The sequence below is a fragment of the Amniculibacterium sp. G2-70 genome, assembly GCF_014353055.1.
In the GTDB taxonomy this organism is placed as follows: Bacteria; Bacteroidota; Bacteroidia; order Flavobacteriales; family Weeksellaceae; genus Amniculibacterium; species Amniculibacterium aquaticum.
In genome coordinates, this window is the sequence record NZ_CP060698.1 from 1,756,197 (window position 1) to 1,768,873 (window position 12,677).

Consider the following 12,677-nt stretch of genomic DNA (forward strand, 5'->3'; position numbering starts at 1 on the left):
TTTATTTAACTGAATTATTTTAATAAAAGCGTCGTATTGAGAGGCTGTTTTTATATTTTTGCGATAACTAACTATAAACAAAAATTTATGAAGAAATTGTTATTTTCTGTCGGTATATTGCTGTGTGCACAAAGTAATGCTCAACAAAACAATGAAGTTGAGTCTGCCGAAAAACAAAAAATGAACATCATCAAGTCCAATGTAACTGCTTATGCTTTCAGAAATATCAATTTATCCTATGAAAGAGCGATAACCTCATGGTTTTCAGTTAATGTAGGATTTGGGACAATGCCAGAAGGGGAAATTCCGTTTTCATCATCCTTTTTAAAAGGAGAAGCCGAAAAGGAGATACAAAATGTAAAAGTTGGCCTTACCCACTTTACAGTGGAGCCTCGTTTTTACATAGGAAAAGGCTATGGAAAAGGGTTTTACTTTGCGCCATATTTTAGACATAGTAATTTTTCTACCAACGATTTTCATTTTGAATACGATTATGAAGCCGCTCCAGGAATCTCATATACTGTTCCTTTAACTGCTAAAGGAAAAGCATCAGGAAATTCAGCAGGCTTAATGGTTGGAGCACAATTTTTCCTTAATAAAAAACAAAATTTTGTATTGGATTTTTGGATCTTAGGGGCGCATTACGGTAGTGGAAATGGCGATTTTACTTTGGTGAATGCTCTAGGTCGTCCGCTAACGCCACAAGAGCAACAACAGTTGAAATCAGAGTTGGAAAATTTAGATATTCCGATGGTGAAGTATAAAGTGACCACAAATGCCAACGGTGCAGATGTCGCTTTGGACGGTCCATGGGCGGGGTTTAGATCTGGACTTTCTTTAGGGTATAGATTTTAATTCTTTTTATTAACGAATTTTAGAAAAAGCCATGAATTAATTTCGTGGTTTTTTATAATTGTGTTAATATTACTTTGTTTGCTTTTCTGAATTTGTTAACTTAGATTCATCAATTGGATTCTTTAGTACAATCATTAATTCTAAAATTATCTTCTATGAAAAGTCAAGTTGTTTTGCTTTGTTCTACCTTGGTTTGGAGCATTGCTGTACCCGCTCAAGTGCGATTAAATAATTCGAATAAGGTAGAAAGGATAAAGAATGCTAACGAAATACGATTAAGTTCACCCCAAATTACGAATCTCAAAAATCAGTTTGATGTCGGTGTTTCTGAATTTTATTTTGCCAGTCAGAGTATTTCAGACCCGGATTGTAAAGGGGCGCATTGTTGGGTTTGGAGCTATGAAACCTCTGTTTGGCGTAATCTAGATAAAGATACAAACAATAAAGACTGGACCGAGATGGTTTTTTGGAGGAAAATCCCCAAAACAGCAGTGTATGGAAAGTTCGAAATCTCTACTTCTCCTTTTTCTGGTAATGATGATACTATTGTACAATCAGGAATTGTTGAAACCAATGGGCAAAATGAACTGAAATTCAATATTCCATATTCCGTAAGTAATGAAAGGAAAAGTACTCCAAAACCCGGTGATCAGGTTACGAGAGTCAAGCCAGGAGAGAACCAAGAGATCAAGCTTTCTAATGTATATAAAAATCTTATCAAAAACAATCCGTCTCCAATAGTTAATCCCGTGTACTTTGTGAGGATAACTCCTTTGGATGCCTCTAAAAATCCTATCGGCATTAGCTCTAACAGCATCAGTCTCACTCAAGTATTATACAAGTTTTACAATCCTCCTAAAATAACCTATGATCGCTATAAAGATTATGTAATAACCGGGATTAACTATGTACCGGTACAACAGCCTAATGGGAATTTTATGGGTTGCAACATTGTGACAAGCTATAATCCGGATTATTTTGGAAATAGTCCTGTTGGTATTAATTTCGCCAGAGATTTTCAAAAAGCATTTCCTATTGGAAGTATGATATGCCCTGATCATTCCAGAGAAGAATCTTCTTGGTATGAAAAAGCATTTAATGGGGTGACGGGTTTTGCCATTAGTCTTGTCAATGGTGCAGCGGAATTTTATAACAGTTCTAAAAATTATGTAAAAGGAGAAATTGCATCTTCGGTTTGTTCTGTGGCACCTTCTGGTGTACAATCGGAATGCGAATTTGCTGCCGGTGCAGCTTTTGACGGAGCTATGATTGCTGCGGGAATTCCGCCATCTTTACCCAATACCGACGATCTTATCCAAATGGCAGAAGGACAAATTGTAGATTTGGCTTGTGACCAAATTGAACAACAATATTCATTTCCTATTCCGGAATATGCCAGAGAAAAAGTAAAGAATGAATTTCACCAAGAACTGAAAAATTCTGCCAGTAAAGGAACGGTCAATTGTGGTTTTCTAAATGTTAAACCCCATCCTGAGAGTCAATTTAGAACGGCCTATTTAGTAATAGAAGTGACCAAAGTGAGCAATCGCTTTCCAGATACTAAAAATATTGTTTTCTCAATTGAAAATCAAAGCGAAAGAAAAGATATTTATTGTGAAAATTGCAGTCCTGGATTTAGTTCTAATACTTTGAAATTCAATCAGTTCGAGGGGGCGATTGTTAGGATTCCAAACTTGGAGAATGTTGGGGACAAAACCAAAATTTTAGTGGTATTAAAACCACAAGAAAGTTGGGTGGATAGAGATCCTAAAACCAATAAAATACGATCGATTGGGAAACCATTGCCATATAACGAATTTGTGACTCCTGTCAGTCCTACTTATGAAGGGGCAACCCATTCTGATGGGTTTTACACTCTCAATACCAAAAGTCAACTGACTTTCAAAATAAGTAATTTGAAAATAGCAGATGGTGTAAATACGGTTTTCAATCAACCTTAAAAAAAATAACAACCCTTTCTTTGGAGAGGGTTGTTATCTGTTGCGCTACCGTGTAGGCTTAGTTGTGTTTTTTTCTGTAAATGGTTCTGTCCAATTGCCGGTCTTGTTTTGCTATTTTAGCCCGTTCAACTCTTGTTATGTGTCCATCTTTCAAAGCTGATTTTTTAGCTTGTTTCACATCTTTAGCTTGCTTATTGATGGCCACGACTTCTTTAGGTTTTAGTTCGCCGGATTTTATCCCTTGTGCTACTCTGTGTCGTTCACCTCTCAAGTTGAGGTCTTCTTTTTGTTGAGCAAAATTCATTATCGAAGATAATAAAGCAATGCTTAAAATTAAATTTTTCATAATAGTTGATGTTTTGGTTTTCAATTAATATGATGAACGATGCAAGTTAAAGTTAAATTGTTTTAAAAAAAAAACTGAGCAAAAAGCTCAGTTTATCGTTGTGGAACAATTAGGTTAATGTCCTTGTTCATTGAAACTGATCATCCAATTGATGCCAAATTGATCGGTAAACATTCCGAAATAGTCCCCCCAAAATGTGTTTTCCATAGGCATGGTGACCAGTCCATTGGCGGAGAGTCCTGTGAAAAGTTTATCCGCTTCTTCTTTTGATTCTGCCGTTACAGAAACTGAAAAATTATTGCCTTGTACAAATTTCGGTGCCCATTCTCCTCCAGTGTCACTTCCCATTAGAATAGAAGTACCAATAGGTAAGCTTACATGCATAATCTTGTTTTGGTCCTCATCAGAGATTTTGCATTCTTCATTTTCAGGCATTTCTCCAAATTTTCCCATGAAGGTAAATTCACCACCGAAAACAGATTTGTAAAAGTTAAATGCATCTTCGCAGTTGCCATTAAAGGTTAAGTAAGTGTTAGTTGTTGCCATATTATTTGTTTTTTGATTGTTGCAGTTTTATTTAAGCTTCGGATATTCTTTTTAGTTCATCCAGTGCAAGTGGAAACGATTGATCCATGTATTCGGAATATTCGTCTAAAATCTCCATAGTGATGCAGAGTTCACAATAAGTTCCATGATGGATTATTTCATATTTTTCTAGAGCATTGGTCCATTTTTCAGATTCAGAGTCTAGAGGCATTTCCTCAAAATTTTTTATTTCACCAATGTGCAAAAAAGAGACTTCTCGATTTGGAATTAAAGAATTTATGGTACTGTACATTCCGCCACCTTCAGGATTTAGAAAGTGTATTCTATTTCCCACTTCCATTGCTTTGGTTTTGTAATAGGAACCGGGGCAAAATGGAGCCGTCCATATTTTATATTTTTCTTCATCCAAAAGACAGTTCCAAATTTTTTCTGGACTTGCATTTATATTTGTTTTGTAAGTTAATGTTTTCATATTTTTTCATTTTTAGATTTTAAAAATAACATGGCAATCGCCACGGTAATTATTCCCATGCCGATTGCACCGATAGCGCCTTGTATGGCATAGTTTTTATAATTAAATTGTTCTTGTGCTGCCTCTGTTGTCGGGTAATAACCTAATTCAACCGATCGTTTGATCACATTTGGGAAGTATTCGGGACTGATTGCATAAGAGGTGATCCATTGAGTAATTGGACTTAATAAAGCAATAAATATTGAAAGTATCAAGCCGGAAACAAAGCCTTGCCTGTAAGTCATTTCTCCTTCGTAAAAATTTTTCTTTTTATCCTTCAATTCCCCAATCATCATTAAAATTGCTGGAATCGCAAATAGGTTGGTGAGGTACAAGTGATAGTCGATGTATTGGTCGTGTAGACCGGAAGCCTTCTCTAGTACCATCCAGATCAAGCCCACAATAGAAAATAGTACGGCCCATTTTATTTCAATTGAGATATTTTTTAACATAGTTCTTTTAAGTGTAAAAATAGTGATAAATTAAACAGTATTTGATTTTTTTTTGATTTTTTCTGCAACACGCGTTTTCAGCAGCTTTGTTTATCGATTCATATTTTACTTCATTTTTTTTGTTTTCGGTTCGTTTATTTTATTCAAGCCTACCAATTTTAGGTGTTTTGAATGGCTTTTTGGACTTGTTGTCACAGCGTGTTATTTTTGTTTATATTATTTAAAATGATATCGAAAGCCAAAGAAAAATCGTATTCCTTGGTTTGATGCATAAACATAAGACGGGTCGAAACTTAAAGCATAAGGATTGAGTGGGGTAGAGACAATTTGTCCTTGTGCATCATAATTAACATTCTGATCAAATGGGTCTTCGCTTCTAGAAATGATGAAATCGGTATTTTTAACTTTTGCGGGTGTCCAATTTAATATGTTTTTTATCCCACTGTACACTTCAAAGTTCTTGAAGCCGTTATAAGTGAATTGTATATTTTGTACCGACCACCATGGTGAGAATTCGGGTCTAGGATCCAATTTCCCTAATAATGGCAATTGCATCGGGCTGTAGAGGTTTCCGGTGTAATCTACAGTCGTGTTGATGGCGAATATTTTATACGAAGCCGTCCAAGTTCCGGTAAATTTTTCGGTGAGAAGTGGCCTTCTTTTTTCTTTGCCTTCGGTAATGGTATTGTCCATCCAAGTAGCACCCAATATTAGTTTGATGCCACAGTTCCAATTGAGATCCAAATTTGCACTCAAGCCTTTGCTTTCGGCATGTCCAGACAGATTTGTGTAGATGATTTTGTTGGGATCTGTAGAATAATCGGGTACAATTTTATTGTTGAAGTAGGTGTAAAAAACAGTAGCATCCAGATTGATGGAACTTCCTGCTCCCAGTTGTACTTTACGAACATAGTTCAGGTTGAGGTTGTGCGATTTTTCGGGTTTTAAATCTTCCAAAATAAGAACATCTCTTGATCCGGTGAGGGCCGCATGATCTTCGGTAAATAAATTCACCACCCGAAATCCTGTTCCCGCATTTAGGCGAATCATATTTTGGTTAAATTTCCATTTATAGGCCAATCGTGGTGTGAGTATAGACCCGTGATGGTTGTTGTAATCGTATCGTACACCCAACAAAAGCCGATTTTGATGGTTTAGTTTTATTTCATCTTGAATGAAAATTCCCGGAAGCCAGATTTTTTCAGCTTGATTTTCAGAAGTTGCCGTTGCTGTAGCCGGACTGCTGTCATCATAGTATGAATATCTAAGGGCGGCTCCGCCCAAAAGATCATGTTTTCCAATTTTTTTGTCCCAAGTTATTTGGTTAAATACAATTTTCTGATCGGCATCAAATACCGTAGTTCCATATCGGCTATCTTGTAGATGGTTGATGATGGAAAATCCCCAAAAAAGTTTTTCGTTGGTCGGTAGTTGATAATTTCCCAATACTTCTACACGATTGGTATAGATGCTTTCCCCATAAATTTTATTACCACCACGATAGGACTTGTTCCAGCGGACATCGCCTCCCCAACGATCTTCGTAGGAATAACGAGCAGCCAATGAAAATAAACGGTTTTCTTTTCGTTCAAAATTCCATTTCTGAAAAATAGAAATTCGATCTTGCAAGGTAACATCGGTGAAACGATCGTTGTTTTTATCGTAAATATTTTGAAAATTAAAATAGTTAACTCCTGTTAATACATTTATTTTTTTGTTGAATTTAAACTGAAAACCAAGATCCACATTGTATTCGCCCCAAGAAGTAGCCATAATGTCTGTAGAAATATTGTTTTTGTTACCCGGTTTTTTGGTGATGATGTTGATGAGTCCTCCCACAGCCTCGCTTCCATAGAGTGAAGATGCAGGTCCTTTTACCACCTCCACCCGTTCTATCAAAGAATTGGGTATGCCCGAAAGTCCATAGACCGATCCCAACGCCGAAACAATGGGCATCCCGTCGATCAAAACCATGGTGTACGGACCTTCCAATCCATTGATGTGTATGTCGCCTGTACTGCAAATGTTGCAGTTGAGCTGAGGTCTGACTCCGTTGATGTTTTGTAAGGCATCGAATAGGCTGGGACTTGGATTTTTTTTGAAAAATGTAGCGTTGTATATTTCTACCGGAACGGGACTGTCCAATCGTTTCACAGGTTTTAAGGTTCCTGAGATGACCACTTCATCAACTTCTGAAGTTTTTTCTTTTTTTTGAAAGTTGAAATTCTCCGTTTTTATTTCATTGGGTTTCAATACAACGGTCTTGTTGATGTTTTCAAACCCTTCCATTTCGGCTTTTAATTGATAGATTCCAGGCTCTAGATTTTCAAAACGATAAAATCCTAAATGGTCCGAAGTTGTTGAATCTACACTTGAATTTAGTGTAATTTTTACCGATCCACTTTGATCTGCTTCGGCTATTAATTGTCCCTTTATACTTGCATTTTGTGCAAATAAAATAGAATGTGCAAGTGAAATAATGAACAGAATTAATTTTTGAGAGGGTTTCATTTGCTTGTCTTTAGTTTCATTTGCAAAACTAATAAAGTTAGATAAATCTAACAAATGTTTTTTTTATTGAAACTATATAAAAAAATCCGCCTCATTTCTGAAGCGGATTTAGTGAATTGAATTTTGAGAAAATTAAGGTTTCCAATAGGACCATACCGAACCGTTGAATACGGCCAGTCTTTTGGCGCCGTCTTTTTTAATGTACACCATCATCCCAGGTGCCGGACTGATGATGTCGTTGGTGCTTTCTACCTGAGGCAATACCATAGCTTTTGTTGATGATTCCAAAACCAAAACACCGTTGGCCGTTGTAGAGCTCGATCCAATGATGGCTCCTTTGGTTGTGGACTCAGTAATGGTGTTGGGTTGTATGTTCAACGCGGTTCCAAGATTTCCATCTCTGCCACTCAGGTCAGTCCAGCTGGTACCGTTGTAGAATTTTACTCTGGCGTTAGAGGGGTTTCTAGCGTCCAAAGCAATGGTTCCGGCTTCCATTTTGGCATTTACCGCCGGAGCGGTCAGATCTTCTGTGATGTAAGGCAAAATGATGCCTTTGTTTTGGTTGGCCGCAAACTCTAGCAATACCGATGTTTTGTTAGATGCCGTGCCGGTTTGATCCCCAATGATGACTTGTGAAAAAGCCATTCCGGAAATCATGAGCGATATGCTTAATATTAAATTTTTCATTTTTTTTTATTTTAAATAATAAAATGTCATTTGTATAAAGTTGAAGCACAATGTACAATGATTTTTAAATTTGGTTCTAGCTGTAAGTTGAGCGATGAAGGTATCAACCTTCAACCATTAGGGACAGGCTGGTGTGCTGAAACAATTCCAGCTTCCTACAGCGTCAGCATTGTTTTTAACAAAAATTTTCAAACACTTGGCTGTGGTGTCGTAGATCATCATTCCGTCTTGTGGATTGGTTATGTTGGCCAAATCTGCCGTAGCCATTCTGGTTGGCACAAAACCTTGTTTGTTGGATTCCAAAGCGATATGACCGCCTTTTCTCACCATTGGCCAGTTTTCTCCATTTGCTCCTGATCCTGCTCTTTTTAGTAAAGTAATACCTGCTTTGGTGTCTAGTGCTGTTCCGGTAGTGTTGGCTGGGTTGTAGCAGATACAAGAATTCACTGATGCGTCGTTCGAAGAACCTACGCTTTGTCCAGTTGTATTGTTGTATCCTATTGGTGTCGGTGTTAGTTGAGGTACACCATTAGCGTCAACACAAGTTCCATTGGCGCAAAGATTTTGGTTGGCAGCTGTAGATCCTGTTCCTATTGTTACCGTTCCGCCTGCTGTTACCAATTGGGAATTGTCAATGGATGCCCCACCTTCGATAGCGTCGGTACAACCGTCGTTATCAGAGTCTAGATCCAAGCTGTTTTTGATACCGTCATTGTCTTTGTCGCAGGATAGTAAAGGTGTTAAAACAATGTTGTCTATTCCGATATCATTTCCAGAATTTCCGTTAGGTTGGAAATTGTTTATTAAAATGTTAATTGCGGTAGAGGTTGCTTGGAAATTTAACATAATTCTTTTCCATACATCATCATTTTGAAGATTAAGTGCTGTGGTGTCGTATGAAGCAAGTTCGACATTGGTTGTGGCATCTTGTATCACCAATTTGAAATTTGGTTTATCTGAACAACTGTTACACAATCCAGCAACATCAATTCTGAATCGATAGTATTTTCCAGTATTTACCGCAATGTTATTTTTTCTCCAAATGGCTTTGTCGATAAAATTTGGTGAATCGATATTGATGGCTAAGTACCTTCCTGCGGTGCTTCCATTGGTTATGTCTGGATTACCTGCATCTTTATGACCTGTTAAATCGGTTTGTAACCAAGAGCCACCAAAGCTAGAAGACGATCCTACGGCATAATAACCGTCTCCTGGAGTAGGAGTTGTGTAGGTATGTCCAATTACATCTGAGTTTGTTGTAAATCCTCCGGTTCCAAAATCTTCTAAGAATAAATGGGTTCCTTCTGTCATTTCGTTTAGGGAGCAATTGTCTTCATTGGTATCCAAGATCCCATCATTGTCATCGTCCAAGTCTATGTTGTCCGGTACGCCATCACCATCGGAGTCCAAGCAATCATTAGCGGATGCGTTTTTTGCTAAACCAGCGGGTTGTCCCGTTGCTCCATCATTGTCCGCTGCTCCTCCAGGATTGACCAAATTGGGTACTCCTGTCGCATTGATGCCACCGTGTGCGTTGATGTTGATGCTTCCATCTGGGTTTAGTTGGTTGAGGCTTACATGATCATTTCCTTCGATAGCATCAAAACAACCGTCACCATCGGAGTCCAAGTCGTAAGCATCAGGATATCCGTCTTTGTCGGTGTCAAAATTGTCATTAACTCCATCGTTATTGGAATCTACAAATCCCGGAAAGTTAGGATCCGAATAGTTGGGTGTACCATCGGTGTCATCATCTCCGTCTGGGCTGTATCCGTTGTGTCCTTCATTAATATCGAGGATACCATCGTTGTCATCATCCAAATCTACGGAATCTCTTAGTCCATCGCCATCCCAATCCAGTAGGTCGTACATGAGCTCGCACCCAAAGCCATCATTGGAACCGCTTGCATTGGCTGTAAAAACTTTGTAGAAATTAACTGTGGAATTGTTGAAATTGTTTTCAATATCATCGACACGGAAGATCTCACCACTGCCGTTGTTGAAAGCGTAAAAATTACCATTTAGATCTTGCCAAGTAGCACCCCAAGCGCCGCTTATCGCAGGAGCAGTACCGCTGTGTCCGGTTAAGTTTGGGATTTTAGTAGTTACTGTTCCGGGGCTGTTGATGTTAACTCTTGTGATTGTCCCATTGGTTCCAGATACGCCATATACATTGTTTCCAACTCTGGAAAAGTCGTTTCCTAATACGGATGCCGTCAATGTAATTTGTTTGTTTGGCGAGGTGCTTACATTTAGATTATGCCTTGTTGTTGGTGTAGCAAAAGTTAACCCAGTTACATCAAACATGGTAAGCATATTTCCATTGATGAAACCAACGAAATTGTCATAAGCAAATAGGGTTTGGTTAAAGTCAACAGTTCCATTGATGGCGATCTCTCCAATTTTTGCAAAATTATTGGCAGGATCAAAAACATATAAAACTTTAGATAAGGAACCACCTCCAGGGTTAGAATACACCAATTGAGTTTTGTAATTGTATGCTGAGTTATCAGAACTTGAGTTATCTACTCCTTGCAAAGTACCTATTGTGGTAAATGTTCTCGTAAATTGATTGAATTTTCTGACATCTGTTTTAGATGTAGTCGTATTTCCAGCAGTTTGGTACAGTGTTCTCACGGGACCACAAATTGCAGGTGCATTTTGGGCTTTTGCATTGATCGCAGAAACGAGCAAGATACTCGAATAGAGAATAAGTTTCTTTTTCATTGATTATTTAAGTTATAGTTTAATTTTTTTTATTTTTTCTAGTTTATTACTTTATTTGAGATGGATATTTCCATTTCAAAAAAAACAGATTCACTCCATCAAAGAAATCACTCGGTGTTACTGAGTGTATTTTTTTTGATGTTCAATTTGTGTTTGTTATAGAAAAATTATTGAATACAGCAAGCAAACAATAGTTTTGCAAAAATAACGAATTATTATTGTTTTTTCAGTATATTAATTTTAAAAATCCACTGGAGTTCCTCTGTAAAATATTTTATAAATTTGCAAATTCACGGAAACGAACATTATGAAACCCAGTCTGGCAAAAGGAACAAGAGATTTTTCGGCTACAGAAGTTAGTAGAAGACAATACATCATCAATACATTAAAAAATAATTTCGAAATTTTTGGTTTTCAACCTTTGGAAACGCCAAGTTTTGAAAATCTTTCTACACTCACAGGGAAGTACGGAGAAGAAGGAGATCGTTTGATCTTCAAAATTCTTAATTCTGGTGACTTTTTGGATAAAATTTCTGAGCAAGAACTCATGGCCAAAAATTCCAAATCTATTACACCAAAAATTTCGGAAAAAGCCCTTCGATACGACCTTACCGTACCGTTTGCACGGTATGTAGCCATGAATCAGAACAACCTGGTTTTTCCTTTTAAAAGGTACCAAATCCAACCGGTTTGGCGTGCAGATCGCCCTCAGAAAGGAAGATACAGAGAGTTTTACCAATGCGATGCCGATGTAGTAGGGAGCGAAAGCCTTTGGCTGGAAGTAGATTTGGTACAGTTGTATATTAAATCGTTCCAAGATTTGGGAATTCCTGTTGCTTTGCACCTTAACAATAGAAAGGTGTTGTCCGGTTTGGCGGAGTTCGCCGGTATTGCAGATCAACTTATTGATTTTACTGTGGCGTTAGACAAGTTGGACAAAATAGGAAAAGAAGGGGTTGTGAAGGAATTGATTGAAAAAAACATTCCTCAATCTGCCATTGAAAAGCTTGATTTTCTTTTCCATCAATCCGATGATGCTTTGCAAAATTTAACCTTACTGAAAGAAAAATTCCAAGGCATAGAAGTGGGACAAAAAGGAGTGGAAGAGTTGGAATTCGTTATCAATCAATCTTTGGCTCTGGGGATCAATTCAGATGTTTTAAAGTTTGATATCACCCTGGCTAGAGGTTTGGATTATTACACCGGAGCAATTTTCGAAGTGAAAGCCCAATCCGTACAAATGGGATCTATAGGCGGTGGCGGTAGATACGACAACCTGACGGAAGTATTCGGAGTGAAAAACATACCGGGAATTGGGATTTCTTTCGGACTGGACAGAATCTATCTCGTGATGGAAGAATTGGGGCTTTTTCCAGAAACATCGGCTTCAAAAATAGAATATTTGTTTGCCAATTATGGCGAGAAAGAAGCTTTGGCCTCCTTGAAAATTATTGCAAAACTGAGACAAAAAGGGATTAAAGCCGAGCTGTACTCAGAATCCGGAAAGATGAAAAAATTCTTCGCTTACAGCGAAAAAAGAGGAGTAGAGAATTTGGTGTTCTACGGAGAAAGCGAAATAGAAAACCAAACCATCACCATCAAAAATCAGGAAAGTGGAGAGCAAGTGAACATTCCGTTGTCCGAATTTTTAAGCTGAAAACAATAGAAATAACAAAAAATACCGTCCAAAATGGGCGGTATTTTCTGTAAAAAAACTATATGAATGTAAAACTAAAGTCTTTGTTGTCTAAGGATTTACCTTATCTTTATTTTGAAGGTCGTTCAATTTTTCTTGAGCCTGCGATGCAAGATCTTCGGCCTTCTCTTTCAAGTCATTCCCGAATTTATTCAGGTTGTCTTTCGCAGAGTTCAACTTGTCTTTTATCGCTTGTTGCTCTTCAGGAGTAGATTTTTTATATTTCCAAAATGCTAAAGCTCCTAGGCCCAATAATGCCAATAATCCTTTTGTTTTGTTTCCCATGATTTAATGTTTTAATTGTTTTATATCCACTACAATGTAAAATCTGTGCCAAAAAAACAATTGAAACCATAAACTTATGTTAAATTTTTCTTAACAGCAT

The 12,677-nt window shown here is 37.5% G+C and carries 11 protein-coding genes; 3 read left to right on the forward strand and 8 right to left on the reverse strand.

Annotated features, from left to right (window positions below; genetic code table 11):
• Window positions 1-87 precede the first annotated feature (87 nt).
• Window positions 88-855 carry a DUF3575 domain-containing protein gene (locus H9Q20_RS08075; RefSeq protein ID WP_124640939.1) on the forward strand — a complete coding sequence of 256 codons (768 nt, stop codon included), beginning with the start codon at window positions 88-90 and terminating at the stop codon, window positions 853-855.
• A 155-nt stretch (window positions 856-1,010) separates the two neighbouring features.
• Window positions 1,011-2,816 carry a hypothetical protein gene (locus H9Q20_RS08080; protein WP_187477466.1) on the forward strand — a complete coding sequence of 602 codons (1,806 nt, stop codon included), beginning with the start codon at window positions 1,011-1,013 and terminating at the stop codon, window positions 2,814-2,816.
• 58 nt (window positions 2,817-2,874) lie between these two features.
• Here the strand turns inward: H9Q20_RS08080 and H9Q20_RS08085 are convergent, their stop codons facing one another.
• The 7 genes from H9Q20_RS08085 to H9Q20_RS08115 form a co-directional block, all read right to left on the reverse strand.
• On the reverse strand, window positions 2,875-3,162 hold the full coding sequence (locus H9Q20_RS08085) for a hypothetical protein (protein ID WP_124640943.1): 288 nt from the start codon (window positions 3,160-3,162) through the stop codon (window positions 2,875-2,877).
• 114 nt (window positions 3,163-3,276) lie between these two features.
• The gene (locus H9Q20_RS08090; protein ID WP_124640945.1) at window positions 3,277-3,708 is read right to left on the reverse strand and encodes a VOC family protein; all 432 of its coding nucleotides are present in this window, start codon (window positions 3,706-3,708) and stop codon (window positions 3,277-3,279) included.
• A gap of 31 nt (window positions 3,709-3,739) precedes the next feature.
• Window positions 3,740-4,180 carry a hypothetical protein gene (locus H9Q20_RS08095; protein ID WP_124640947.1) on the reverse strand — a complete coding sequence of 147 codons (441 nt, stop codon included), beginning with the start codon at window positions 4,178-4,180 and terminating at the stop codon, window positions 3,740-3,742.
• Entirely contained in the window at window positions 4,177-4,671 is a 495-nt protein-coding gene (locus H9Q20_RS08100; RefSeq protein ID WP_187477467.1) for a DUF4199 domain-containing protein, read from the reverse strand. Before H9Q20_RS08100 ends, H9Q20_RS08095 begins: the two co-directional genes overlap by 4 nt.
• Before the next feature lie 216 nt (window positions 4,672-4,887).
• Window positions 4,888-7,182 (reverse strand): TonB-dependent receptor domain-containing protein, encoded by a 2,295-nt coding sequence (locus H9Q20_RS08105; protein WP_187477468.1) that lies wholly within the window; start codon window positions 7,180-7,182, stop codon window positions 4,888-4,890.
• 132 nt (window positions 7,183-7,314) lie between these two features.
• Window positions 7,315-7,869, reverse strand: coding sequence for a hypothetical protein (locus tag H9Q20_RS08110; protein WP_187477469.1), 555 nt, complete (start codon window positions 7,867-7,869; stop codon window positions 7,315-7,317).
• A 117-nt stretch (window positions 7,870-7,986) separates the two neighbouring features.
• Window positions 7,987-10,596: a DUF6923 family protein gene (locus tag H9Q20_RS08115; protein WP_187477470.1), complete on the reverse strand. Its 2,610-nt coding sequence runs from the start codon at window positions 10,594-10,596 to the stop codon at window positions 7,987-7,989.
• Window positions 10,597-10,903: 307 nt separating this feature from the next.
• On the opposite strand from H9Q20_RS08115, the gene hisS reads away from it, so the two are divergent.
• On the forward strand, window positions 10,904-12,253 hold the full coding sequence (gene hisS, locus H9Q20_RS08120; RefSeq protein WP_124640957.1) for a histidine--tRNA ligase: 1,350 nt from the start codon (window positions 10,904-10,906) through the stop codon (window positions 12,251-12,253).
• A gap of 90 nt (window positions 12,254-12,343) precedes the next feature.
• On the opposite strand, the gene H9Q20_RS08125 is transcribed toward hisS, so the two are convergent.
• The gene (locus H9Q20_RS08125) at window positions 12,344-12,577 is read right to left on the reverse strand and encodes a YtxH domain-containing protein (protein ID WP_124640959.1); all 234 of its coding nucleotides are present in this window, start codon (window positions 12,575-12,577) and stop codon (window positions 12,344-12,346) included.
• Window positions 12,578-12,677 lie beyond the last annotated feature (100 nt).